Annotated in this window: 21 protein-coding genes; 8 read left to right on the top strand and 13 right to left on the bottom strand. The window is 60.8% G+C overall.

Features of this window, described 5'->3' with window-relative positions; translation table 11 throughout:
- Window positions 1-90 precede the first annotated feature (90 nt).
- From GA829_RS34590 to GA829_RS37715, 6 genes are all read right to left on the bottom strand, one after another.
- Window positions 91-3561 (bottom strand): ATP-binding protein, encoded by a 3471-nt coding sequence (locus tag GA829_RS34590; protein WP_195180273.1) that lies wholly within the window; start codon window positions 3559-3561, stop codon window positions 91-93.
- The gene (locus tag GA829_RS34585; RefSeq protein WP_195180272.1) at window positions 3558-4817 is read right to left on the bottom strand and encodes a metallophosphoesterase family protein; all 1260 of its coding nucleotides are present in this window, start codon (window positions 4815-4817) and stop codon (window positions 3558-3560) included. The genes GA829_RS34590 and GA829_RS34585 overlap by 4 nt, the downstream gene beginning before the upstream one ends.
- A gap of 275 nt (window positions 4818-5092) precedes the next feature.
- The gene (locus GA829_RS34580) at window positions 5093-8206 is read right to left on the bottom strand and encodes an AAA family ATPase (RefSeq protein WP_195180271.1); all 3114 of its coding nucleotides are present in this window, start codon (window positions 8204-8206) and stop codon (window positions 5093-5095) included.
- Complete coding sequence (locus GA829_RS34575; RefSeq protein ID WP_195180270.1) at window positions 8203-8850, bottom strand: ABC-three component system middle component 1; 648 nt, start codon at window positions 8848-8850, stop codon at window positions 8203-8205. Before GA829_RS34575 ends, GA829_RS34580 begins: the two co-directional genes overlap by 4 nt.
- Window positions 8847-11216 carry an ABC-three component system protein gene (locus tag GA829_RS34570; protein WP_195180269.1) on the bottom strand — a complete coding sequence of 790 codons (2370 nt, stop codon included), beginning with the start codon at window positions 11214-11216 and terminating at the stop codon, window positions 8847-8849. The genes GA829_RS34575 and GA829_RS34570 overlap by 4 nt, the downstream gene beginning before the upstream one ends.
- Before the next feature lie 107 nt (window positions 11217-11323).
- Window positions 11324-11692, bottom strand: coding sequence for a Rap1a/Tai family immunity protein (locus GA829_RS37715; RefSeq protein WP_219738845.1), 369 nt, complete (start codon window positions 11690-11692; stop codon window positions 11324-11326).
- Between the two features lie 74 nt (window positions 11693-11766).
- Between GA829_RS37715 and GA829_RS34565 the strand changes: the two genes are divergently transcribed.
- The 6 genes from GA829_RS34565 (at window position 11767) to GA829_RS34540 (ending at window position 17575) form a co-directional block, all read left to right on the top strand.
- Window positions 11767-13212, top strand: coding sequence for an IS4 family transposase (locus GA829_RS34565; RefSeq protein WP_195178188.1), 1446 nt, complete (start codon window positions 11767-11769; stop codon window positions 13210-13212).
- 94 nt (window positions 13213-13306) lie between these two features.
- A complete protein-coding gene (tnpA, locus tag GA829_RS34560; RefSeq protein WP_219738844.1) occupies window positions 13307-13660 on the top strand; it encodes an IS66-like element accessory protein TnpA in 354 nt (117 codons plus the stop codon).
- Window positions 13657-14004, top strand: a complete 348-nt coding sequence (gene tnpB / locus GA829_RS34555) for an IS66 family insertion sequence element accessory protein TnpB (RefSeq protein ID WP_195180268.1) — start codon at window positions 13657-13659, stop codon at window positions 14002-14004. Before tnpA ends, tnpB begins: the two co-directional genes overlap by 4 nt.
- Before the next feature lie 66 nt (window positions 14005-14070).
- Window positions 14071-15747 (top strand): IS66 family transposase, encoded by a 1677-nt coding sequence (gene tnpC / locus GA829_RS34550; RefSeq protein WP_195180267.1) that lies wholly within the window; start codon window positions 14071-14073, stop codon window positions 15745-15747.
- Window positions 15699-15983 (top strand): hypothetical protein, encoded by a 285-nt coding sequence (locus tag GA829_RS34545; protein WP_374940449.1) that lies wholly within the window; start codon window positions 15699-15701, stop codon window positions 15981-15983. The genes tnpC and GA829_RS34545 overlap by 49 nt, the downstream gene beginning before the upstream one ends.
- Before the next feature lie 146 nt (window positions 15984-16129).
- Window positions 16130-17575, top strand: coding sequence for an IS4 family transposase (locus GA829_RS34540; RefSeq protein WP_195178188.1), 1446 nt, complete (start codon window positions 16130-16132; stop codon window positions 17573-17575).
- Window positions 17576-17966: 391 nt separating this feature from the next.
- On the opposite strand, the gene GA829_RS34535 is transcribed toward GA829_RS34540, so the two are convergent.
- Entirely contained in the window at window positions 17967-18881 is a 915-nt protein-coding gene (locus GA829_RS34535; RefSeq protein ID WP_195180266.1) for a nucleotidyltransferase and HEPN domain-containing protein, read from the bottom strand.
- Window positions 18882-19055: 174 nt separating this feature from the next.
- Here GA829_RS34535 and GA829_RS34530 point away from each other — a divergent pair, with 174 nt between their 5' ends.
- On the top strand, window positions 19056-19496 hold the full coding sequence (locus tag GA829_RS34530; protein WP_258052449.1) for a Ros/MucR family transcriptional regulator: 441 nt from the start codon (window positions 19056-19058) through the stop codon (window positions 19494-19496).
- A 287-nt stretch (window positions 19497-19783) separates the two neighbouring features.
- Here GA829_RS34530 and GA829_RS34525 read toward each other — a convergent pair whose 3' ends face one another.
- The 6 genes from GA829_RS34525 to ehuB all read right to left on the bottom strand — a co-directional run bounded on the left by GA829_RS34525 (window position 19784) and on the right by ehuB (window position 25158).
- Complete coding sequence (locus tag GA829_RS34525) at window positions 19784-20830, bottom strand: threonine synthase (RefSeq protein ID WP_195180265.1); 1047 nt, start codon at window positions 20828-20830, stop codon at window positions 19784-19786.
- 112 nt (window positions 20831-20942) lie between these two features.
- Window positions 20943-21977 carry a succinylglutamate desuccinylase/aspartoacylase family protein gene (locus GA829_RS34520; protein WP_195180264.1) on the bottom strand — a complete coding sequence of 345 codons (1035 nt, stop codon included), beginning with the start codon at window positions 21975-21977 and terminating at the stop codon, window positions 20943-20945.
- A 17-nt stretch (window positions 21978-21994) separates the two neighbouring features.
- Window positions 21995-22813: an amino acid ABC transporter ATP-binding protein gene (locus GA829_RS34515; protein ID WP_195180263.1), complete on the bottom strand. Its 819-nt coding sequence runs from the start codon at window positions 22811-22813 to the stop codon at window positions 21995-21997.
- Window positions 22810-23469 (bottom strand): amino acid ABC transporter permease, encoded by a 660-nt coding sequence (locus GA829_RS34510; RefSeq protein ID WP_195180262.1) that lies wholly within the window; start codon window positions 23467-23469, stop codon window positions 22810-22812. Before GA829_RS34510 ends, GA829_RS34515 begins: the two co-directional genes overlap by 4 nt.
- Window positions 23459-24118, bottom strand: coding sequence for an amino acid ABC transporter permease (locus GA829_RS34505; RefSeq protein WP_195180261.1), 660 nt, complete (start codon window positions 24116-24118; stop codon window positions 23459-23461). Before GA829_RS34505 ends, GA829_RS34510 begins: the two co-directional genes overlap by 11 nt.
- 158 nt (window positions 24119-24276) lie before the next feature.
- A complete protein-coding gene (gene ehuB, locus GA829_RS34500) occupies window positions 24277-25158 on the bottom strand; it encodes an ectoine/hydroxyectoine ABC transporter substrate-binding protein EhuB (protein ID WP_195180260.1) in 882 nt (293 codons plus the stop codon).
- A 213-nt stretch (window positions 25159-25371) separates the two neighbouring features.
- Between ehuB and GA829_RS34495 the strand changes: the two genes are divergently transcribed.
- On the top strand, window positions 25372-26115 hold the full coding sequence (locus GA829_RS34495) for a GntR family transcriptional regulator (protein ID WP_195180259.1): 744 nt from the start codon (window positions 25372-25374) through the stop codon (window positions 26113-26115).
- The last annotated feature ends 45 nt before the right edge of the window (window positions 26116-26160 follow it).

Raw genomic sequence — 26160 nt, 5'->3', positions numbered from 1 at the left:
CCCTCGGCGGCACGTATCGCCGCTTGCGCATCCCGCCTCGTCCGCCAGTTTCAGGACGTTTCAGTCACCCCAGACAATAAACATGCGCAACTATCCGAGTTCGTGGATCGTTACGCCCGGCACAACAGCCTTGGCGATCTCGCATAGATGCTGGTGATGCGTGAGGTAGATCACTTGGCCTGCACTCGCCATCGCCCCAAACAACCGAAAAACCTCCTCGGACCGGACATGATCGAAGGTTTCCATAATGTCGTCGGCGATGAAAGGCACTGACGGTCGAAACTGGGCGAACTCGTAGTATCCCGCAAGCCTGAGCGCCAGGTAGAGCTGAAAACGTGCGCCCTTGGACAGCGCGTCGGCGATCTTGGATTGACCGTCGCGCTGCAATGCGATGAGCACTTCGCCGCCTTTGACAGGTTGGGTTGCCAGCCCCGAGTACTGGCCGCGCGTGATGAGCGCGAAAGCGTCGGATGCCCTCCCCATCATCCCGGAGCGATGACGCTCGCGGTATACGCGCAGAGCGCTCCCAGCCGACATTATTCCCAGTTTCAGCTCGATGTAGCGGACGGCCTTGTCCTCGATTTCCAGAAGGACGGTACGACGTTCGGCGTCTATTCGGGCAACAGCGCTGTCGCCGCCAATGGCGTCCAGCTTGTCGGCCGCGCGCGTCTGCCGGATAAGCTGTTGTCGTATCGCTTCGTCCAGATCCCGAAGTCGCTGCTCGCCTTCAGCCTGCTCGACCATGAGGCTGTCGAAATCGAGCCCATCCAACACCGAGCGGGCCTGCTCGAACCCTTCGAGCGTGAGTTCGGCCGACACCCGCTCCTTAAGTTCGGCCACCGCGGTACGCAGACGATCCCTGTCGCGCAGCAGCTCGTCACGTTCCACGACTTGCGAAAGCGTAGGCACGCCAAAGACGGTCAGGACGTCGTTCTTGCGGCGCTCATGTGCCGAAATCTCAGCGTCGAGGATGTCGCGTGTATCCTGCAGGCGCTTCAAGTCGTTGGCGAAGTCTGCCTTGGTTTCACGCGTGCGCTCGGCGCGCTCCAGGCGCTCGGCAAGTCGGATCGCCAACTGCTCCGGTTCGTCGCTGTTTGCGGGTTCCCCGGCTTCAGCTGCAGCAGCGGTGACCTCGACAATGAAATTATCCCTGTCCGCCTCCATCTTCCCGATGCGCAGCTGCAGGGCGTCCCGCTCCTGGAGACTTTTGGACAATTCTGCCAAATGATCGAGGACAGCGCCGACGCCGGACGCGGAAAGTCCGCTCTCGAGCCAGGTGCCCTTGAGCGCTTCGGCAATGCCCGCGAGCCATTCTTCCTCACGCCGCTCTGCCACGCCCACAGCGCGTCGTCTGGCGGCCAAATCTTCTTCCCTGGCGGTCACTGTTTTGAGCGCCTCGGCATATTGGGCGTCGACCTTGCGCTGCCGGTCGACGAACAGCTCTGCGACGGCCGCGATCGTCTCCAAGCTATCGCCGGGATCGGAACCTATGCCGACGCTCTCCAGCGCCCCGCTCAACTCAAGGCGCGTGCGCTCCCCCTCATCGGCCGCCCGCTCAGCCTTCTTGTGAGCAAGCTCGATCTCCTCCCAGGCTGCGAGCGCATCGGTGCGAGCAGAGATCAGGTCCTCGACCCGTTCGATTAGATCTCCAGGCGGGGGTTCCAAGCGTTCTCCGAGAAAATCTCTTGCTGCCGCGCGTATTTCCGACGCTGCGGTGTCCACGTCCGTGTCGACCCGTGCAAGTTGCTCGCGCATGCGCGAGACGTCGGCAGCGGCTTCAGCGAGGCTGCGCGTTGTTGTCCGGATATCGGCAAGCTCGGACGCGCCAGCCAATCGGCCCGCTCCAGCACTGTCATCGCGCGCCAACGACACGGCAAAATCGTCAGCTGTTTCGCCGGTTAGCTCTCCGCGGTGCTTTGCCCAGGCGTCATCTCGGGCACGCCGGATGGCGGCAGCGGCTTCATCGTCGGCGACATCGACCGAAGCACGAAGCGCGCCTAATCGTGCCGAGAGCAAGGCGTGATTGCCCTCCCATTCGGCAAGACGCTCCGAAAGGACGGCTCTGTTCCTGCCAAGCTCTGCCGCCAGCGTTTTCCAGGCGCCAATCTGCCTGGCGCTGGGAACGGAGATGCCGGCCAGCGCCCGCGCATTTCCAGACCATGGGTGCAACCGTCCAAGTGCCGCCTGCCAGCGGACTTTCGCCGTGTCCTCCGCCTCGCGCGCTGTTCTAATGTCTACGAGATGCCCGCTCCTGCTCGCTTTGGACAAAGCCGTGCTCAGCCTTGCCCTGGCAGGTTCGGGCACCGCTCTTTCTTCCCCAACCCGCTCTCGTGCGGTCTGAAGCGCATCGAGGGAAGCTGCTGCTTCGTCGCGAGCGGCTCGCACACCAGTGGCAATTCCAGATCGCTGCTCGACCATGGCTCGGACAACGCCAACAGTGGCGGCAGGCAACAGCAGCACGGCAGCGTCTCGCTCCGTAGACCGTCCCAGCGCGGCAAGGCAGGTCGCCACGGCGTTGTTGAGGATTTGCAACTCCATCCTCCGATTGGGCAGGTCCAGGCCAGCAGAGACGTAGCGCACCTTGCCTTCCCCCAGGCTTCGAATGCGCTCGGAAATCGCAAGGATCATTTCGTCCACGTCGACTGAGGCGATCTTCGCTGTCAGGCGCTCGACCTCGTCGATGTTCCCGGACAGCCGCGTTCTCAGACTGGCGTCGTCATCGATCAATTCGGTGACGCTGCCTGTCCAGGTCCGTGGGGGCGAAGCAATGTCCGGCAGCTCGGCCAGCTGAGCCCCTTTGCGCCGGATATCCGCCAGGATCGGACCCGCGCGGAGGTACCTGGCAATGCCATCGAGCCGTGCTGACAGCACCGATCGTTCGGCGATGGTGCGGTCGTATTTTTCCGTCGCGTCTAACCGTTCGGCTTCAAGGCTCTCGTAGGTTGACGCCAATGTGTCGATTTCGTCCCTGCGCGACTTGAGATCCGTAAGGCGCCTCTTGAGCAACGCAAGTTCGGTTCCGTGCGCCTGCTTCCGATAGAGTCCGTCCGCTTCGGCCTCGAGGCCGCTCAATGTGTCACTTGCATGCCCAAGACCGGCGCTGGCCGTGAACAGAAGCTTGCCCAGGTCGCCACGCGACTCCAGTATCGATTTTCCGCCCGCCTCCAGCGTCTCGTCGTCCAGCGAGAACATGGTCGTGTAGGCATCGCGAGACAGGCCGGCGAGATGTGCCGTGATCGCCATTTCGCTGACCGGCTGGCCCATCTCGTTCAGCAGCGAGTTGCTGCGCTGTTTCGTGCGTGTGAGCGTGTGCTGCGCTTCTGCAAATTCGAGCACCCCGCCAATGCGCATGGCGCCGTACTCGTGCAGGAAATTGTAGCGGCTGCGTTCCTCGATGCCGAACAGCAAGTCCAGATAGCCGGAGAGCGCTGTCGACTTGCCGGCCTCGTTCAGACCGAACACGATATGCAGGTCGGGCCCTGACTCCGGTTTTGGCCCGAAGTCGATCGTCCGGTCGGTGAACTTCCCATAGCGAATGAGGTCAAGGCGCCGGAGCCTCATTGCGAGCCACCTGCCTTGAGGCGTGCCGTGACCAGGTCGGTGCTGCTGGCGAGCACCCTGTCGAGAAACAGTTCCAGCGCAACCTCGTCCTTCCCGGCGAAGTCGCGTCCTTCGGCTGGGAGATCCGCTATCATCTTGTGAACGAACGCCCTCGCCTCGGCTCGGAACGCTTCCGAACTGGCATCGGCGTGCATGGATTGAGCGAGTTCGAAAATCGGATCCGCGACGCCTTCGACTGTTTCTGTCCTGGGCGGAGCGAGGTCAAGCTCGAGCTTTTCCACCCATGTGTCTCCCGTCTGTTCCGCAGCCTGCTCGGCCTCGGCTAGCAGCAGATCCCTATCGCGGATCAGCGCCCACGACAAAGGCGAGGTCCCGGTCAGACCGAGACGGACCACGGCATGACGGGATTTCACGGAAGCCCGAAGATCTTCGAGCGCGGATCGGACACGCCCAACGACTTCAGGCCATTCCACCGTCCCGGTCAGGTCGATGTTCATCCGTTCAAACTGCGCGATACTGGTCAGCCTTTCCTCGATCTCGATGGAGCGGTCGTCTCTTATCGTGACCAGTGTGACGGATTTCTCGCCGGCTTCGTTGACGTCCCTGCCCTGCGGTATTCCTGGCATCACCACCGTGCTGGTTCCTGGATGAACTTGGCGGAGATGGATGTGACCAAGCGCCCAATAGTCATAGCCATGGCTGTGCAAGTCAGCGATGTTGCAAGGGGCGTAAACGTCATGACCGGGCGATCCGGCCAGGCTGGTGTGCATGATGCCCACGTTGACCGCTCCTTCACGGGCAGCTGGATACTTGGGCAACAGGCTTTCCGGCGCCTTGGGACTGGCAAAGCTCAATCCATGGAACATGACGTCCAGCCCGCCGGCTGTCTGCAGCACCGACTGGGGACGGCCGCTGAAGATCGTGACTGTCTCCGGGAACGTCAGCTGTTTCGATATCCGCGATAGGGCGTCGTGATTGCCGCGGATCTTGAAGACCCTGATGCCGGCCTGGTGAAGGCGTGTCATTTGTGACGCTAGGAAACGCGCCGTTTTCATCGACGTCTGATCGCCATCGTAAAGATCGCCTGCAATGACCAGCGCATCGACTCGTTCCGCAAGGCAGAGATCCACGATGGAGACAAACGCCTGGCGGCTGGCGTCGCCAACAAGCTCGGCGAGATCGGCGTTTCGCAGCGCGAGCGAACGCAGCGGCGAGTCGAGATGAATGTCGGCGGTATGTACGAATCGAAATGCCATTGGGTGATCTCCGGCGACGAAACTAATGGTTTCCGACCACAGTTCGATAGATGAATTTCATCGCACTCTGAGGTAGTGTCTTGCAACAAACTCCCTGGTGAACACCGGTGCCGCTGAGCAGCGCTAGCGGCGGCATCGAACGGCTGGCGAGCCGGCCTGATTGTATCTGGCCTGAAACAGACCAACACCGGCCCGACTTAAGACTGAAACGAAAGATAGGCAGTGGGGCTCCATCCCTGAGGTCACAGAGTGCGTAGGATAAGCTTGAGCTTAACTTATGCGGATGCGACTAAGGGCGCCACGCTGTCTGCCGATCGGTAGGTCCATTCGACACCGTCTTGCCCGGTCCCCAGCAGATTGAGGACGGCGCAAGGCAGGTTTCGAGATGCCATCTTCCGCCTCAGAAACTCTGCCTGAGCGCGGTCGTGAGTTGACAAGAGCACCTGATATCCACGGCTCGCCACAAGGTTGCAGACGAAATCCGTGAAAGCGGCGGCGTGGATGGTGTCGTTGTGCTGAAGCGGGTCATCCAGGACCAACCCCCGCCAGCGAGACCATGGGTAGGTCAGGCTGGCAGCACACAGCATACTGACAGACAAGGCTGCCATCTGGCCTTCGCTGTGTACCAACCGTGCATCTATTGACGCGATCTCAGCAGGGAGGGCCTCTCCCTCTTTTGTTGGCCGCTGTTCGACGCGACGGTTCTTAACGTATGACTCCAACCCCACCCTCGGATCGCCCATGATTGCCATGTTGATGGCCTTCATGAGGGTGTCGAGAGGCTGCATGTAGCTGGTGTTGAATTCCGCCAGTTCGTCGAGAATTTCTGAGCTCGCGGCCTGGGCGATATCCTTAGTCTCCCGGGTTGCCTGTGCGAGCCTAGCCTTGGCAGACACCCGATCCTGCGCCTCGTTACGAAGCTGCAGTCTCTCGCTGTTCGGGGCGCCACTTACCGCAGCCCGCAACCGCTCTAATGCAGCCAGATGATTATCTACCAGAGCTTTGGCAGCTCGACCGTCTCGCAGCTGCTTCAGCAAATCGTCGGCTTCTCTTAACGTCTCTCGAAGTCGGCCGATGGTCGTTGTCCTTACGGCGATCGAGAGTGGGTCGGGTACTTCCGATTGAGCGAAAGCAAGTCTCCGCCAAGTTTCTTCGGCGTCGGCTTTTCTTCGCGCCGCGGCGGCGACCTGATCAACCGACTGTTGTTGACGCGTTCTTGCTGCGGGGAGAGCAACGTCAAACGAGGCCAATTGCTGTTCAATGGACTGCCGCGCCTGCGTTGCCTGCCGGCTCTTCTCCTCAGCCGCGGAAAGATCGCTCTGAGTCCCACGGATCGCTTCCGCCAACTGGGTCTCGCCGAAATCACCAACGATTTCCACGAGCTCGCGAACGGATGATGCCGCGGCGTCGAACTCGGCTGCAATGGTCGACTGTGTTTGGGTTGCGGCGTTCAGCTGAAGCTGAGCCTGGTCACGCCTCCTGATGGCAGTGGCCTGTTCGCCTCCGGGCGTGAAGAAATCGCCGTTCAGCCGGTTCCGCCAATACCACTTCCGCTGCCTCAACCTTGCTATCTCTTCGGCGCTCGTCCCCAGTTGCCCCTGACGCTCTTCGGCCACCACCCGGTCAACCGCGGCGTCGCCGAACACGCCAATACCCACCTCAGTCCTTGCGCGTTCCTCGGATTGGAGTTCCTCAGTGAGCGTGATCAGCTCTTGCTTGGCGGCCTTCAATTGGTCGAGGCGGTTGGTGGCTGTCTCCGAGCGTTGCGACGCAGATTGAACACGCTCCTCTTGCGCCAACACCAAGGGAGCCAACCTGGCTGCCGCACTTTCTGCCCGTTGTTGTAGCTCGCCCTTAATCTCGAAGTGGGTCGCGCAAACAGGACAGTCGCATGCATCGTGCGGAAGGTTGGCGGCGACGCTAGCGACCGCGCTCGACATTTCCGAGACCGTCTTCCTCAACTCGATAAGAACGGCGTTCTGCTCATCAAGGAGTGTCTTCGCGTTTCGAGCCGATACGTCCGCCTGCTCGATGTCTGCGTCTACAGTGGGGAAGCGCAGTTGGGACGACTGCATCGCTGCCTGCAGCTCCGCAATCTTGGTATCCCGAGCAAGCCACAGCCCCACGTTGCGTCTCTCGGTCTGGGCCAATTGCCCCCTTTCATCGAGCCGGCCAACATCTTTTTCAATTCGACGCACGATCTGCAACCGACGTTCCAAGGCCTCCACGGTTAAGTTTTCGTGGGCGACTGCCTCCTGAGCCCCCGCTCGGGCAGCGTCCGCTGCTTCCTTGCGGATCTGCGCGGCTGCCTGGGCAATCCGTGCGTCCCGCAGGCCGGTCAGTAGAGTAAGGGTGTCTCGGTGCGCTTCTGCCAAGCCGGTCGCGCTGGCCTCCTCAGCCTTAGCCTTCTCCAGTGACGCCGAAGTTTCCGCGTGTTGTGACGTCAGTGTCGTTACCTGCCCGTCAGCGATCGCCTTTGCAGCCTCACGCTCCAGCACTTGCCGCGTCGCACTTTCCCATTCCTCAAGTGCAGACGTCGCGTCGCCCAGACCTGTTTCTAGGCTCCGCAGTCGTGTCCGCTGCTCGTTGAGACGCTCGTCCAACGCGTAGATCGTGTTCTGATCGAAGGCAACTACTGGCGTCTGAGACTTGTTGCCCGCCGCGTCATCCAGCAGCCGCGAAATGGCATGGGTTGCCTCGGTGGCGGCAGCGTCATCCCAGGCGCCAACTCCGGTCAGCCCTGCCCAGAGGTTCGCCTCTGTGTCGAGAATAGCCTGGAGAGCGACGACCTCGTCATTCAGCAGTTTGATCCGGCCGTTATAGGCCCGGACGGCTTTCGTATTGCCCTTACCATGGAGAGCATTCGCGACGTCTTCGATCTCTTTGCTTTCGGCTGCCTCCTTCAGGATATCGAATCGCTCGCCGGGATCTCGGTTCGTGAGCCGGGACATCGTGGACTGTCCGAGGAAATGGGTGAGCAGCAAGTACCTTGAGAGCCCAGAAATGCTCCGGCCCCAGTTCTCGTCTTTTAGGAATTCCGTAATGTCGTCGATGTTGCCGCCAGTGACCGACTTGGTAGCATCGGAAGAGGACAGGGTGCGCGAAACACTTTTCTCGCCAGTGAAGTCTATGGTCACGGACGTGGGGCCAAGCGTTCCTTCGCGCCACCGGCAAAGATAGCTGCCAACCTTTTTGACGCCGTCGGCATCACGGAAGTGGTCAATCCTGTCCGTCAGAGCCCACTCAAGGCCATCGAATAGTGAGGACTTACCGATACCGTTGCTGCCCTGAACGATGAGCACGCCGGGTCCGTCTCGGAGGCGAATATCCAACTGTCTGAAGGTTCGGTACTGTTCGAGCCGAACGCGGGTAAGGTAAACGCCGCTCATTTCGACGCCTCTCTGGTCAGGACAAGTTCTGTCACGAGGCTCTCGGGGTCGTCTATCAACTGCTCGGCGAGCGAAACCCACTGCTGCGCTACATCCTGACCGAGCCCATACTTCTCGAGAAGGCGCTGAGCCAACTCGTGCGTCTTATCGAGCTGAGCGTCACTCACCGCCGTCACATGCTCCCATGGCATCGACAGAAACGTTCTCGCCAGGAAGGCGTCGAATGACTCCTGCACCGCCGTCTGTTTCGGGATCCAAACCAGTTTCCGACAGACGGTCTCGTCACGTTCGATGAGGTCGACCAGCCGCGCCCAGTCCCCTGTCGGAGTAGGAGAGGTCGCGCACAGAAGCAGGTGTGCATTGATGACCTCTCGCTCGTACATATACGACCTGGCGACCACCATCTGGGCATGCAGCCTTTTGAGTGCAGCCGTAACGCCCTCCACCGTGTCGAGCGCTATTGGCGCGACGATCACCGGGTACTGACCTAGGCGGAGGCCAAATAGACCAGGTATCGCCTTTGTCTCGGCTTCAGTCGTCCGGCTGCGAAACGTCGGTGAGGTGAAGTCTTTGACCTCGTCAGCTCGCCAACCCAGTTGCTCCGTCGCGGTGGCCAACAGGGACTTCAAAACCTCAGGTGTCATGTCAGTACCCTGTCGCGATCGTTGTCCTGCCGCTCACGCCACGCCTGGAATTCTTCCTTCACAGCGGCTTTCCACGCAGGAAGCCCCGTCTTGAGTGCCGTGCGCCACGGCCCATCGTTGCGGACGATCGCCGGCTTGGTCCTTCGCGCTATATCAAGCCCGGTTCCGGGATCTCCGCCGTTCAGGATCGTGTCGTCAGGTCCTGTGACGGATACCTCGGAGCTGCGGGAGAGGATGAGAGCGTCGACGTCCCAATGTTCGGGCAAATTCCATTCAGTGAGCAGGCCGCCATCGTCCAACTTATCAGCGGACGAACCCAGTGCATGCCCGTTCTCGTCGAAGCTAAGATTTCCTCTGGGCACAGATGCCGGCTGGAGTGGCTCACCGAGGTGGGTGGCTAGGATCAGCACCAATGCGCCCGCCATGCGCTCAAGCACCGCTACGTCACCGCTCCATGACTTTGCGCTCTCGGGGCCGATATTACCCAACCAAGCAAGGAAATCGCGGCGGAGGGCAGGTGACGCGTCGAGTGTCTGGCGCCATCCCGCCCAGGTGGCGAGTACCTCCGCAAAAACATCTGCTGCGATCTTTCCCAAGGTATCGCACGTGCCAACAGCCTGCGCTGCTACGAGTATGGCTTCCAATTGGCGGACGAGGGAGGCATCGACATGCTCTCTGATGCTGATCGTGCTGACCAAACGATAGGGATAGCGCGACGCTGCTGTCATAGCGGCAGCGGCGTTGGGCAGCCTGGATTTCCACGCATCTTGCACGGTTGCTCCAAGGCTAAGGGTGATCTTGCCCCCACTGGCTTTGCTCAAGCGGACCATGTCATCAGCGTCTAGCTTGTCCGGTGGCACCTCTAGTTGCACGACGATAGGAGCGGCCGCGGACTCGCACTGTCTCACGAGCTCCTCAAGCAAGACCTTGCCGCGCTGCACCAACGTCTGGGTCGCCACGTCCCAAGTGACCAAAATGGTTGAGGCCTCAAGGGCGGATCGCCCAGCGAGCTGCAACCGTCTGGCGGCGTCGGCAAGCTTCTGCAGCCACAAGTCAAAAAACACCGTGTAGGTTTCGGCATCAAGCGTGGGCGGGACAAGCAGTTCGGGCTGCGCTTTGAACCGGTCCGTGGACACCTTCTGGTACTCGTCAAACTGCACTTTGGCCGGGTGATACCGCTCTTCCTTGTTGGGGCCGTGCCGCAGGATCACATGATGGAACCGCTCCACAAGGGGAGCGCCGCCCAAGGTTATGCCGGCAGGCTCGAGGCCATCTGCATGCTTAATTACATTTTCGATCTTGCCTGAGCTGCGGCGGAGCACGATCCCGGCCTGCTCAGCCGCATGTAACACCGCGAAGACCATGGCTTGATTGAGCTGTGCTGCCTTACCTACTGAGAATAAGGGCCCGCTGGAGTTGACCGTCAGCAGCCGATCGGTCCGGAGCTGTGGTACCAGCTTGTCAAGAATTCCTCGCTCACGAAAGGTCGTGAGGACATCCGTCTCAAGAACCGGCTCGAGGTCTGCCTCTGGCGCCAAACCATCGTAGGCCTTCAGGACAGTGGTTCGCAGAATGTCCTGGTTGAAGTACCCTAGGAACGTCTGCGTAAATGGAACGTGCTCGAACTCCTTGATGAGGAGATTGAGGATGTCGGTCAAGGCGCCATCGCCGTTGCCGCTCACGAGGTAGGTCGCTGGAGGATTGGCCTCTACCGCGGTCGTCCCAACTCCGCGCTCCTTCCAGTAGTCGTAGGTGTCTGCCGACCCGACCGTTCGTTCATCTCCAAAGCCAATGGCGAGAAAGACCTTCTGGACGATCCTTGTTGCGCCATCAGTAAAGGTCAGCCTCCATTCGGCGTCCGATTTTTCCAACTTGTCGAGGCGCTTTTCATGTTGCCAGATGACCTTGGGGAGCATGGCCTTATGGCTATGGAATTCGGTTGCGAGCCGTTTGGCGATCGGCCTGCCGGTATCCAGGTCCCAGTCGAGAAAAGGCAACCCGGCGCTTTTGTCCAGCGAACCGAGCGCCGGCCATTCGTAGATGTGCGGATGGAGCAGGCGAGGAGAGGCGCTCTGAAGTTGAAGGACTTCAACCGCGGGATCGTACAGGCTGACGTCGTAGTCCAGAAGCCCCAGCGCCAATGCGCAAGTCACTCCTGCGGCGCCACCACCGACAACGGCTATAGTGTCGTTCGGCTTAAGGATGCCTCGCTCGTGCAGCGCTCTGACCAAGCGGAATGCACGAACCTGCTGAGAATAGAATGTGATGCGTCGCTCGAACGTGCCTAGGAAATAGAGGCCTTCGCTGCCAGGCAGCGAGCCCACGGTGATCCAGTCGTCTAGAGTGTCTGGTAGAGCTGCTGCCATGCGTGAGTTGTTAAATGCCAGCGCTTGGCCGAACAGCGCCGCACCAGCTTGCTCCGAGTTCGTTGTTTCCCCACCTCAAGATTTCCAAAGAAATCCGAAGCGCCGAGTCAATCCTTGCCGTCAAAAGCCGGACCGCGCAACAGTTCATCTACGAAAGCACATCTTAGGAGGTCGAATAGGCCGTCTAGGAGTGACGATGGGGAGGATGAGGCAGGATTTGGAAAGATTGCGTTGGCCCGGAACGAATGGCAGCCTTTGGCGCAAATGATCCGCGCACGTGATTGCAAAGATGTGCGACCCAGCCTTCCCTGGTTGCAGGGCCAAGCCTCTGCAAGTGCTAAGCCAACAAGTTTCGCCGCTGGGCGAGGCCGCTCTTCTGGATGGTCGTCGAGCCAGGCCATGGCGATGTCGAATACCTGCGCTATTGTTGTATTGTTGAAGCGTACGCCTCCGGCGAAGCTTTCAGTTACCCACATCTCCTACGCGGGATTTGCACCAATTGAATCTTCTGTGATTCTGTCTGTGACGTCGATTCGCGGAGGCGTCACGGATGAGCGGGGACACGGGAGCCGGCGCTGCAGGCTGGCATGACGATGAAGTCATTTCTGCAGGGCTGCCGGACAAACGACTGGCGCGCCGGTTTCACCGTCTGCTTGATCAAGTGTCGGCGGCACCTGGCCAACCCGTCCCGGCCGCTTGCGGCGACTGGGCGGCGACAAAAGCGGCCTATCGTTTCTTCGATAACCCGCGCGTCACCGAGCATGGGATGCTGGCCGGCCATTTTGCCGCGACCGCCATGCGCTGCGCGTCGAGCCCAGGACCAATCCTCATCCTGCAGGATACTACCGAGTTCATCTACAGCCGCGCGCAGCCGGGCAAAATCGGCTTCACCAAGACCATCAACGCCGGGCGTTATAAGGCGGGTCAGCCCAACGTGGTGACCTTGTGCGGTATACTCATGCATTCCAGCCTGGCTATAACCCTTAGCGGCACGCCGCTCGGGCTGACAGCAGCGAAGTTCTGGACACGCACGAAGTTCAAGGGGACCTGGACGCTTAAGCGGCATGTGAACCCCACCCGCGTGCCGATTGAGACGAAGGAAAGCTATCGCTGGCTGGAGAACCTGCGCCAGTCGATGGCGCTCGTGGGCACGCCGGAACGCTGCGTGCATGTGGCCGACCGTGAGAGCGACATCTACGAGCTCTTTTGCCTGGCGCAGGATCTCGGCACGCGCTTTCTGGTGCGGGTGCAGACTAATCGGTTGGCCGCCGTGCCCGCTGGCACAGAGCCGCAGGATGGCGCGCATCGGGTCTTCGCCCAGCTCTCGGCTGCGCCTTGGGCGGGACGCCATTGCGTCGCGATCGGACAGGACGAGACTGCGTGCGTGCACGTGAAGTTCGCCGCCATCGAGACCTTGCCGCCCGTCGGCAAGCAGAAGCGATATAGTCCTCAGCCTCTCACCTACATCCACGCCCTTGAGATCGACCCACCGGTGGACCGGCCGCCGATCGACTGGAAGCTGGTGACCAATCTCCCGGTCGGAGATTTCACCACCGCTATCGAGAAGCTCGAATGGTATTCCCTGCGCTGGAAGGCCGAGGTGTTCCACAAGGTGATGAAGTCTGGCTGCCGCGCTGAAAAGGCGAGGCTTGAGACCGCCGAGCGGCTGGCAAAATTCCTTGCCCTCATCGCGATGGTCAGTTGGCGCATCTTCTTCCTCACCATGTCCGCACGAGAAAAGCCCGAGGCTGAACCGGAGACAGCCCTCACCCCAACCGAAATCGCGACGCTTGATGCCATCAACGCGGCGCGGAGCAAGCCGCGCATCCTGCGCAGGACCCTCGCCACCTATCTGCTCCAAATCGCCATGCTCGGCGGCTACCTCGCACGAAACCACGATCCGCCACCTGGAAACATGGTCGTTTGGCGAGGCGTGACGCGCCTCAATGACATCGGCTTCGGCATCTCAATCGGAACACGCCGACGATGTGGGTAACTGAAAGCCGGCGAAGGCCGCCTTGCGCGAGCATGGCACGGTAGCGAAGCTGCGCTCTTAAGGTCGTCCTCACGAGCGTAGTTAGCAGCACAGCATGAGCCATGTGACGTTATTGACCGGGCCGGAGCGGCGTCGTCGTTGGAGTGAAGAGGATCAGTGCCGGATACTGGCCGCGGCATTCGCGCCCGGGGCCACAGTGGCGGCGGTGGCGCGTCAATACGATGTCGCGACCAGCCTGATCTATAAGTGGCGCCGCACGGTGAGAGCCCGCGAGACGGGCTTTGCCGAAGTTGTCGTGGTTCGCGATGAGCCTGTCGCCGCTTCAGTGCCAGCGGCGCCACCAGCGGTGATCGAGCTGGAGATCGCCGGCAAGGTGCGGCTGCGGATTCCGCTGACCACGCCGCCGACACTGGCGGCGGCGATGGTGAAGGCGCTGGGCGTTTCATGATCCCGGTTCCGAGCCAGGTGCGGATCTGGTTGGCGGTCGGCCGGACCGATATGCGTCGCGGAATGCAAGGCCTCGCTCTGCAGGTTCAGGAGATGTTGGGCCGGGATCCGCATGCCGGCGATCTTTATGTCTTCCGCGGCCGCAGCGGCAATCTGATCAAGATTATCTGGCATGATGGGCTCGGCATGTCGCTGTATGCAAAACGGCTCGAGAAGGGCCGGTTTCTCTGGCCGTCGCCGGCGGATGGTACGGTTTCCATATCACCGGCGCAGCTCGCCTACATGCTCGACGGGATCGATTGGCGCAACCCGCGTCACACGTTCCGCCCCCAGCGCGCGGGCTGAGTTTTTCTTAGAGTTTGCGCCATTTTCCGCGAGTCAGCGAACGCGTTTTATGATTCACTCCAGAGCATGGTTGCCACCGCCCTGGATGCTGTTCCGGACGATATCGGCGCGCTGAGAACAGCGCTGACCGCAGCGCTGGCCAGAGCCGAAGACGAGGCCGCGCGCGCTGTGCTGGTCGAGGCCGAACTGGCGATCGCCAGGGCCAAGGCATCGGATGATGCGGCGCTGATCGCACATCAGGATCTGACGATCCGGAAGCTGCAGCGGGCGCTGCATGGCCAGAGTTCTGAGCGCTCAGCCCGCCTGCACGACCAGATGGAGCTCACCTTCGAAGAACTCGAGAGCACGGCGACGCAAGACGAGATCGCCGCCGAACAGGCCGCGGCCCGGACCACCGAGGTGGCGCCTTATGTGCGCAAACGACCAGCGCGCCAGCCATTTCCCGAGCATCTGCCGCGCGAACGCGTGGTCGAGCCGGCGCCGGCCGCTTGCCACTGCTGCGGCGGTCATCGGCTGCGCAAGCTGGGTGAGGATATCACCGAGACGCTGGAGGTGGTGCCGCGGCAATGGAAAGTGATTCAACACGTGCGGGAGAAGTTTACCTGCCGCGACTGCGAGGCGATCAGCCAGGCTCCGGCGCCGTTCCACGCCACCCCGCGCGGCTGGGCCGGTCCCGGCCTGCTGGCGATGATCCTGTTCGAGAAGTTCGGCCAGCATCAGCCGCTCAACCGCCAGGCTGAACGCTATGCCCGCGAAGGCGTGCCGCTCAGCCTGTCGACGCTCGCCGACCAGGTCGGCGCCGGCGCCGCGGCGCTGATGCCGCTGTTCAAGCGGCTCGAAGCCCATGTGCTGTCCGCTTCACGTCTGCACGGCGACGATACGACGGTTCCGGTCCTGGCCAAGGGCAAGACCGATACCGGCCGATTATGGACCTATGTGCGCGATGACCGACCGTTCGGCGGTGCCGATCCGCCGGCGGCGGTGTTCTACTATTCCCGCGACCGTCGAGGGGAACATCCCACGGCGCATCTCGCCGGATGGAGCGGCATTCTGCAGGCCGATGCCTACGGTGGTTATGGCGATCTCTATGCGACGGGCCGTCAGCCGGCTCCTGTTCTGGAGGCCAGCTGCTGGGCCCATAGCCGGCGCAAAGTGTTCGAGCTGGCCGATATCGAAGCGGCGGCGCGCAAGAAGGCGCGCGGCGATACGCCCAACCTGGTCTATCCGCTAGCCGTTGAAGCCGTGAAGCGCATCGATGCCCTGTTCGATATCGAGCGCGCGATCAACGGCCTGTCGCCAGGTCAACGCCACGCCGTGCGCCAGGAGCGGAGCGCGCCCTTGATCACCGAGCTCGAGCGCTGGATGATCAAGACGCGCGACAAGCTCTCGCGCGGACACGATCTGACCAAGGCCTTCAACTACATGCTGCGCCGCTGGTCATCCTTCACCCGGTTCCTCGATGATGGGCGCATTTGCCTGTCGAACAATGTAGCCGAGCGAGCCCTGCGCGGCATCGCTCTCGGCAGAAAGTCCTGGCTGTTCTGCGGTTCCGATCGCGGCGGACAGCGCGCTGCCGTTCTCTACAGCTTGATCGTCAGCGCCAAGTTGAATGACGTCGACCCTCAGGCCTGGCTCGCCGATATCCTCGCCCGACTGCCCGCCTATCCGGCCCATCGGATCGATGATTTGCTGCCGTGGAATTGGAGATCCGCAAAACTGCGAGCCCAACCAGCGGCGGCCTGATCATGCAGCGCAATAAGGTGCATCACGTCTACACCGTCGACCGTCTCGCCAGGGACCTCGGCGTCAGCGAAGAGCTCATCCACGAACTGACCCTCGGTCTCGAGCCCGAGGACGGCGTTATCTGGGTCTACCGGGCCAACGATGACGACGGGATTTTGGCCTTCACCGATGAAGGCATCGAGGAGGTCGAACTCCTCCTCGAAGAATATCATCGCGTCTCCCCATCAAAAGCTTGACCTCAGCACCGCGGTGCTCATGCCCGCGGATACGCACGTCTGCGGTCTTCACCGGCTTTCAGTTACCCACATCTCCTACGCGGGATTTGCACCAATTGAATCTTCTGTGATTCTGTCTGTGACGTCGATTCGCGGAGGCGTCACGGATGAGCGGGGACACGGGAGCCGGCGCTGCAGGCTGGCATGACGATGAAGTCATTTCTGCAGGGCTGCCGGACAAACGACTGGCGCGCCGGTTTCACCGTCTGCTTGATCAAGTGTCGGCGGCACCTGGCCAACCCGTCCCGGCCGCTTGCGGCGACTGGGCGGCGACAAAAGCGGCCTATCGTTTCTTCGATAACCCGCGCGTCACCGAGCATGGGATGCTGGCCGGCCATTTTGCCGCGACCGCCATGCGCTGCGCGTCGAGCCCAGGACCAATCCTCATCCTGCAGGATACTACCGAGTTCATCTACAGCCGCGCGCAGCCGGGCAAAATCGGCTTCACCAAGACCATCAACGCCGGGCGTTATAAGGCGGGTCAGCCCAACGTGGTGACCTTGTGCGGTATACTCATGCATTCCAGCCTGGCTATAACCCTTAGCGGCACGCCGCTCGGGCTGACAGCAGCGAAGTTCTGGACACGCACGAAGTTCAAGGGGACCTGGACGCTTAAGCGGCATGTGAACCCCACCCGCGTGCCGATTGAGACGAAGGAAAGCTATCGCTGGCTGGAGAACCTGCGCCAGTCGATGGCGCTCGTGGGCACGCCGGAACGCTGCGTGCATGTGGCCGACCGTGAGAGCGACATCTACGAGCTCTTTTGCCTGGCGCAGGATCTCGGCACGCGCTTTCTGGTGCGGGTGCAGACTAATCGGTTGGCCGCCGTGCCCGCTGGCACAGAGCCGCAGGATGGCGCGCATCGGGTCTTCGCCCAGCTCTCGGCTGCGCCTTGGGCGGGACGCCATTGCGTCGCGATCGGACAGGACGAGACTGCGTGCGTGCACGTGAAGTTCGCCGCCATCGAGACCTTGCCGCCCGTCGGCAAGCAGAAGCGATATAGTCCTCAGCCTCTCACCTACATCCACGCCCTTGAGATCGACCCACCGGTGGACCGGCCGCCGATCGACTGGAAGCTGGTGACCAATCTCCCGGTCGGAGATTTCACCACCGCTATCGAGAAGCTCGAATGGTATTCCCTGCGCTGGAAGGCCGAGGTGTTCCACAAGGTGATGAAGTCTGGCTGCCGCGCTGAAAAGGCGAGGCTTGAGACCGCCGAGCGGCTGGCAAAATTCCTTGCCCTCATCGCGATGGTCAGTTGGCGCATCTTCTTCCTCACCATGTCCGCACGAGAAAAGCCCGAGGCTGAACCGGAGACAGCCCTCACCCCAACCGAAATCGCGACGCTTGATGCCATCAACGCGGCGCGGAGCAAGCCGCGCATCCTGCGCAGGACCCTCGCCACCTATCTGCTCCAAATCGCCATGCTCGGCGGCTACCTCGCACGAAACCACGATCCGCCACCTGGAAACATGGTCGTTTGGCGAGGCGTGACGCGCCTCAATGACATCGGCTTCGGCATCTCAATCGGAACACGCCGACGATGTGGGTAACTGAAAGCTTCACCGGACGGGTACGTTGAAGCCGAGGGTCGACAGATATTTGTTAGGTGCGGCGCCACCATTTCCAACGTGTCCGCCACACCAGTGATATAGGCCAAGGAGGTAGGCTCTTCGATTGTGCAGTTGGGGGATCGGCCGTTCCCATGCACACTTGCGAGAACTGCCGCGCCGTTTGCCGCTTGCGCATGCATAAGCATGGCCGGGGTGAACAGAAGCGCTCTCAACGGAAATCCCTCATCAGAGGTCGGGACTGCCAAAGATGGGCCGCATCATTTAATCGGGGTCAGCTTTTGGGGATCTTGCCCAGTCCTTGGACGACCGTGCAAAGCAGACGCCCCTGGCCAGACAGGCACAGCCCTAAGACACCTTCCAAACCCCTACGTCAGCTGTTGGCAATCTCTGCCGCGAGCCTTTCCAGATATTCGCCGCAGACAGCCGCGACAAGATCATGCAGGACGGTGGTCTGCTCACCGAGCCACTCCAATGCTTCGACACCGATCTCATAATGCTCGGAATAGCGTGCTTTCACATAGGCCTCGTTCGCCATGTTGAACCATGCCCGAAAGCGCTGCTGGTCGCGTGGCCAGGCCTCTGTCAGCCGCCGGTCTCGTTCCTCAGCCAGTGTCCGAAGAAAATTCAGATTGTGGGAGGGTGGGCTGTAGCTGGTGAGCGTAAGAAGCAGGGTGGAATATGAGTGTTCGATCGCCTGATGCAGCAGAAATGCGCTCTCCTTAAGCATGCCGCTTGTCAATGCTATGCTGGCCAGTTGGTTGAAGTTCTTCGCTGCCGGCATCCGATTTCGGAAATGCCCCTGCGCGGCTTTAAGCGCATCCGCCGGGCTCTGCGGTTTGGGTTCGGCCAGGGGTTCGTCGTCCAGCTCGTAGAGCACAATGCCTTGGCGCCTCAAATCCGAAAAGAAATACTGCCCCTGCCTCAACGCAGTATTCACCTCACGGCGTGAGTGGACGATCAGGCCGACTTGGGTTGAGACGCTGCGGTCACGCAACAGCCGGTCGCTGGCCTTGTACCAGTAGGTGGCGAAGTCCGTGAGCTTGCGGTTGTTGACCACGACCAGCAGATCGAAATCCGAACGGTAGCCTTTCATCGTATGCGGCTCGTCAACCCAGTCGCCGCGCGCATAGGAGCCGAACAGGATGATCTTCAGGATCCTGCCCTTTTTCTTGAATTCGGCCGTGCTGCCCTTCAACGCGTCGTCGAATTCCTCATGCAGGATTTCGACGACACGAGCGAGTTCGCGCTGCTTGGTCGCCGGCAGGTGATCAAGACTGGTTTTCATCATCATCCGATAAGGCGTGTTCTTCTCGTTGGCATGAAAAGGATAAACGATGCCTCCCGCGAAATCCATTCGACATCGGCCGCCGGCGAGACATCGAACCAAGGATCGTTGAGACGTTGTGCGCCTGGAAGTTCCGCACTAAACAGGATTGGGGGTGACACCGGAGTTGAAAAATTGAGCGATACTGACACCGCTGACCTTATCGGTTTGACCGCAGACATTGTAGCCGCCTACGTCCAAAACAATCCGGTGCCGGTAGCGGGTCTACCGGATCTGATTGCCAGCGTGAATTCTGCCTTGGTAAATGTCGGACAACCGAAGGCGGTACCCCTGCCCGAGCTCGTCCCGGCTGTAAACCCGAAGAAGTCCGTGTTTCCTGACTACATTGTGAGTTTGGAAGACGGCCGAAAATTCAAGTCGATGAAGCGGCACCTGGGCCTGCTGGGAATGACGCCTGGCGAGTACCGCGCCAAATGGGGATTGGCCAAGGACTATCCAATGGTGGCGCCAAACTATGCTGCGCAACGGTCTGCTTTGGCGAAGTCGATAGGCCTCGGCCGCAAGGCGGCTCCCGTACCTCAGAAAGCGCCGACGAAGCGCAAGGCAAAGGCCTAGCTTCAGCCAGCGTGCTCTCGATAGGCACTGGCTTGCAGGCGACGCCACAGCGTCGCTTCGGCACCTCTCGCCGGGGGTGGCGGCCCCGCGTCCCGCCTGCGGCGTCGCCATGCTGACGCTCCTTCGGCACCCTGTTGACCGGTCTCGAGGTCACGAACTGGCTCCGGCGGTGAAATGAAGTTGTCCGTGCGACGGACATTTCACCGCCTCCGCTTTGTGCGCCCTTTTTCTTGGGGCCACTTTCGTGGCCGGGGTTGGGCTGGAAGCGATGATGAAATCGCTGGGAGCTAGAGGATCGGGGCAATCGGGTGAGAGAAGGCCTGGTATTCTGAACAACCGCTTGAGGTGCCGACAAGCACGACGGCGGCATCCGGGCCAAGCGACCCTTGCGAGATGAGTTGTCGTAGGCCGGTCAGAGCCGCCGCGCTCGAAAGCTCGAGATAAAAACCGCCGCGCGCCAGTCGCTTCTGATCCTCGCGGGCCATCGTGTCGTCAACGACCACTGCCGACCCCTTGCACGCGGCAATCGCATCCAGCGCCTGGTAGGTGACGGTCGAGCCGCCGATTGAGGTCAACGCCGAGCTGCCGGCGAAATTGCCGCGATAGTCCTTGCCGGCAAGCACTTCTGAAATTCGACCGAACGGCTCGACGGCATGGACGCGGGGTCGTTCTTCAATGAGCCCGGCCGCCTGCAAATCGCAATATCCGCGTGCGATGCCCCAAAGCAGATCGGCTCTCGAGGTCGGAACGACGATATCGGTGCATGCATCGCTGCCCAGCTGAAGAAAAATCTCGAAGGCAAGCGACCTGTACCCATCCACGCCGAATGGATTGCTGCCCACCGCCGGAACGGCAAAATTGGTGGCCGGGTACCAGTCCCCTGCCCGCACGCTATCGGCGAGCACCTGCCATCGGCGTTCCGGCGTTTCGGTGGCCAGCAGGGTCGCTCCGTGCATCTCGATCGCCCGGCGCCAGTTCGGGTTCATATCCGGCGTGGTCACAATCACGCAGCCCAGCCCCACATGCGCCGCGTAGGCAGCCAGAGAGACACCGGCATTGCCGCTCGAGGCCGCGGCGACGGTCGAGGCGCCGATCTCCAACGCGCGTTGGACAACAAACCGGCTCATGCGGTCCTTGTGTGATCCGGTCGGATTGGCGCCCTCGTTCTTGAGGCTGAGCGCGCGGACGCCGATCTCTTTCGCGAGCCCTTCCAGTGGGACAAGAGGCGTATTGCCCTCGCCGAGAGTCGGATGGTCGGGGTAGACCTGCCAGTCCGCGACGCGCTCCAGGGATTTAGGGAATTCGCGATATTCAACAGCGAGGCTCGCCGGCATTTTTTGGCTGTGGCAGGCTGGGCAACCTTCGAAGTAATCCGCGACCGGAAAGACAGTCCGGCAACGAAGACAGCGAAGGCCAATCACGAGCGGATTGAGCCTCGGCGCCGATCTAGGCATGCAAGGCCCGATCTGAGCTGACGTCGATGTCGGCCATGAGCTTGAAGAGGCAATCGCCGCGATCGGTGAGCGACGGCGCCCGGCGGCACGCGACAAGACCGGACGATTCGAAGAACAGCGTTTCGGGCTCGCGCGTCGGCAAATCCGGAAAGTGGATGCGGCCGGCAATCTGGCCGCTCTCGACCTCCTCACCTATGTCAGCGGCCGGCTCGAAAATACCGCGGTCGCGTGCATAGACGAAGGCGCTATGGCCTTTGACGGTCATGAAGCGCGTGGGCGAAGCGGGTTCGACGGCGACATCGCGCAAAATCCCCTGGTCTTTCAGCAGCCGCTTCAATCCTGCCTCGGCGAGCGCCAGTCCCTCTCGGGACAAAGTCGCGCCGCCGCCGAGTTCTGTGGTGAGCGCCAGTGCGCCCCGCTCCTGCGCGGCCGCTGCCAAGGTTGTAAGCCCGCCGCCGCCCGTTCCATCGCTGACAAAGCTGATCGGCGCACCGAACAGCCGCATCAACCTGAGCAGCTTTTCATGCTCGTCGCTTGTTCGCCCCGGCCGCACCAGCGCGCTCGTCACATAGTGGAGGGACCGTCCGCCGGAGTGAAGATCCACGACGACATCGGCCATCGGGATCAACACTTCGCAGACGTAATGAGCAATCATTTCGGTCGGCGATCCGGCTGCGTTGCCTGGAAACGAGCGATTGAGATTGCCCTCATCGAGTGGCGACACGCGTCGGCCTGCAACGACCGCGGGAAAGTTGAGTGCCGGGAGGATAAGAAGCCGCCCAGAAACCTGCTGCAGCTGGGTCTCGCGGGCCAGATTTGAAAGGGCGATCTGGCCCTCGTACTCATCGCCATGGTTGCCAGCTATCAGCAAGGCCGTTGGGCCGTCGCCGTTCTTGATGCACACCAGCGGGATGGGTATCCAGCCATAGGCCGACAGGTCGGACGAATGAGGCAGTCTCAGACAGTCCGATTGCTTCCCGACAGCATCATAATCGATCGGGGTCCAGATGCGCGTGTCACCGGCCATATTCCAATCCTCTCCGTTCAATGAACCATCTTGTCCAGGAAGAGCCGCGTCCGCTCCTGGCTGGGCGCGGCGAAGAACGTAGCGGGCGCGGCCATCTCGACGATGCTTCCCTGGTCCATGAACACCACCTGATCGGCGACTTGGCGGGCGAAGCCCATTTCATGCGTGACGCAAAGCATCGTCATGCCGTCGGCGGCGAGGTCGATCATGACATCGAGAACTTCCTTGACCATCTCGGGATCAAGCGACGACGTCGGCTCGTCGAAGAGCATGATCTCGGGAGCCATGCAGAGGGCGCGCGCGATGGCGACGCGCTGTTGCTGGCCGCCGGAAAGCTGACCGGGATATTTGTGCGCCTGCTCCGGTATCCTCACCCGCTCGAGATAGTGAAGCGCGATGTCGGCGGCCTCGACCTTCGATTTGCCAAGGACGCGTCTCAGGGCCAGGGTGCAGTTGGTCATGACCGTCAGATGCGGAAACAGATTGAATTGCTGAAACACCATCCCAACCTTGCGCCGAATTTTCTGCAGTTGTTTTTGATCCCGGGCGAGGTCGACGCCTCCGATGCGAACGGCGCCGCTCTGAAATGTCTCCAGCCCGTTTACACATCTTATCAGCGTGGATTTCCCCGATCCTGACGGGCCGCATATTACGATGCGCGTTCCCTTCGGCACGGCAAGATCGATGTTCTTCAGAGCATGGAAGCTGCCAAACCATTTGTTCAGTGCAGCGGCTTCCACAGCTGCAGGGTGGTCTGGTCGTCCAGCGCTATTTTCTTGGCCGCTTTCCACCTGCCCAGGGGCGGCTGGCCGTATTGGTTGGCTATCATTGTTCATCGGCTTGTCGGCTCAAGGAACTTGCGTTCGATCAGCTTGACGATATGTGCAATCGTCAGGGCCAGGAGAAGGAACACGACGCCGACAACGGCCAGCGGCTCGGCGTAGCGATAGGTGTCGGAGGCAATGTCGAGCGCCTTGCCCAGCATCTCCGGCACCGCGATGACAGCCAGATAGGGCGTCGCTTTCAGGATCGAGACGAAATAGTTCCCGACAGGGGCGGCGACATTGCGCAGCATCTGGGGAGCCAGGACGAAGAACAGGATATCTCGCCGGCGCAAACCCAGGGCTTTCGCGGCTTCCGCTTGACCCTTCGGGATGGCGTCGATGCCTGCCCTGAACACCTCGGCTAGATACCCGCTGAAATAAATGCTCAGCCCCATTATGCCGACCGCAAGGGCCGGCAGAGTGACACCATAGTGAGGCAGGACGAAATAGAGAAAATAAAGCCAGGCAAGCACCGGCGTCGACCGAATGAAGTCTATCGCGAAACGCATCACGTAGCCGGGTGCCGATCCGGCTCGCCGCACGATCTCGAAGCTGAAGCCCAGGATCGAAGCTCCGAGGCAACTCAGCAGCGCAACCCCGATCGTCATTCCGATAACGCTCAGGATCGTTGGAATGGTGGAGACGGCAAAGGCGAGATCAAAACTCACTTGTCAGCCCCCTCCCCGCGCCAAGGCGACGCTCCAGCCATCGGCCAAACACCGTGACGGGATAGCAGACCACGAAATAGGCGAGCAAAAGCGAAGTATAGACGCCGGCGGGATTGTATTCGATCTCGGCGATCTCCTTTGCCCGGAACGTCATGTCTGTCAGGGTTACGAGAGAAACCAACGCAGTGCCTTTGATCAATTGAATGAACTGGTTGATGAAGGTTGGCGCCACCCTGCTCAGTGCCTGAGGCAGCTCGACCAGGCACAGCGCGTGCCGACGTGGTAGCCCAAGCGCCAAGGCCGCCTCGAGCTGGCCGCGATCGAGGGACTGGAGACCAGCCCGGACGGCTTGGCTTCCATATCCCCCCGCATTCAACCCCAGCACCATCGCGCTCACGGTGATCGCTGGCAGATGGATGCCGATGACCGGCAGGACATAGTAGAAGACGAAGAGAAGGATAATCACCGCGGAGCTGCGCCAGAACTCTATGACTGCCGTGATGGCAAGGCGAGCCACGCCCTTGGTCAGGTATTGCGCTACGCCGAAGATCAAGGCGAAAGGCACGGCGAACAAAACCCCGAATGCGGTCACGGTTGCCGTTGTGCGGAATCCTTCGAAAATGCCGAGGAATATCTCAACAAAGGTCACGCCTGATCATCCTGGTCCTGGAGCCCGCACTGTCACTGAGAAGTTCGCTTCTCACTCGTTCGGCGTTGCAGGGCAATGCTGTCGGCTTGCTCTTCAGAGCCACCCGCCGCAGGTGTTCCAGCAATGCTCCCGCAACGCCCCTGCCTGCTGGAGTCGGATCAGCCTGGCCCTGCGCACACCTGATTGCTGGTCAGATCCGGCGCCATCTCCTGATCGCTGAAGCCGTGCCTGGCCATGATGGCCGCGATCGTGCCATCAGTTTTGAGCTGCTTGAGCCGGGTATTGTACAAGTCGCGAAGGTCGCCATCCTCTTTGCGAAACGCTATCGCCGAATAGCCGAACTGCTCCTGTCCATTTTCCTTCACGCCCTGGAAGGGCAAGGCGCGTTCGGCTCCACGGATGTTCGGGTCGGATAGGATGCGTGCGACGGTCGGCGCCGAAAATGCTGCAACATCGATCCTGCCGGTGAGCAGCGCCGAAACATTTGACTGGATATCGGGGAACAGGAGCATGCGCTCTTCGAGAACGCCTGCGGCCTCCGCATTCTTTGCCGTCGTGCTACCGCGGCCCACACCGAATTTGATCTCCGGGTTCGCTGCGATCTGGGCGTAACTGTGGATATTTTTCGGGTTGCCTTCTACCACGAGGGCAGCATCCGCAAGCTTGAGATCGGGGTCACTAAAGGCGACGAGCGCGCATCGCTCCGGTGTAATGTAGAGTCCGGCTGCAATTGCATCGAACCGCTGGGCAGTGAGTGCGGGTATCAGCGCTCCGAATTCGGTAACGACCATTTCCACTTTGCTTACCCCAAGGCTCTCGAAGGCAGCTCTGATCAAATCGGGATGGAACCCCTCAGGTTCGCCATTCTTTCCCCGAAAGCCCCACGGAGCGCCATTGGATATTCCGATGACGATCTTGCCCTCCCGCAGCACCCGCTCGCGCGTCGTCTCAGCCTTTCCGGCGCTGCTGGCTGCAAACAGGATGGCGCAGCTTGTCGCAGCGGTGGCGACTGCCTTGATGAGTCGAGACGTGCTTGCCATGCTGTTCTCCTTTTTGCCGATCGAATATAAAGGTAGACCAGGTATAACAGGTATGTCAAACTTTTATGAAGCCGGTGTTTGATTTTTGTAAAATGTTGCCTTGGGTAACACGAGGATGCCCACCAATTGCGCCTCGCACAGACACCGGGCGCGGGATGGACATCTCTCCCCCGATGAGGTAGGTAATCCTAGTATACCTAGTGGGGAGATGTAATGGCTGGACAGATCGGGACTGCCCTTCACGAGACCGTGCGACAGGAAATCATGCGCCGGGTGAGCGCCGGCGAGTATGACGTCGGCGAAGCGCTGCCTTCGGCTGCAACTCTGGCAGACGAATTCGGGGTCAGTGCAATCACCATAAAGCGGGCATTGCGTGACCTTCAGCCTGCCGGGATCTTGCGCTCGGTGCCAGGACTGGGAACGTTCGTGAGGGAGCAACGAAGGTTCATTCGTGACCTCGATTTCTCCCTGACTTCACATGAAGATGCACTGCGGCTTGGCCTGAAGCCCTCAATTCGCCTCGTCTCGTTGACCACGGAAAAAATACACGATCCTGCCTTTGATGTGCTCGAACCGCCAAATGGGCTGATGTTGTGTGTACGCAAGGTGATTTCTACCGATAATACGCCGATCATGTATGACACCTCCTACCTGCCTCGTGCGCTGAACGATGAGGTGGTTGATGAGTTCGGGGAAAACTTCATCAGTGACGCCTTGCGCGATCACGGGACACAATTCACCAAGACCAAGCTGCTTATCGATGCCGCGCCGGCCTCTGAGCAAGCACAACAGACCTTCGCTATCCCCAACGGGTATCCGACACTGCGTCGCCTCTATCGACTGAGCACCACCGACAAATCCTTCTCGGTGTTTGGGGTGGCGGAATCCCCGTTTGACCGCCTGGCATGCGTGGTGGAACTCGACGCGGGTCGCAAAGGCTCCAGGCAAAAGAAATAGCTCTCGACGGCGGCCTGGCTGGCGCAAGACCCTTGATCATCGGAA

It is taken from the genome of Mesorhizobium sp. INR15 (assembly GCF_015500075.1).
In the GTDB taxonomy this organism is placed as follows: domain Bacteria; phylum Pseudomonadota; class Alphaproteobacteria; order Rhizobiales; family Rhizobiaceae; genus Mesorhizobium.
Note: the sequence above shows the minus strand (reverse complement) of the source record. Positions and strands in the feature narration are given on the sequence as shown.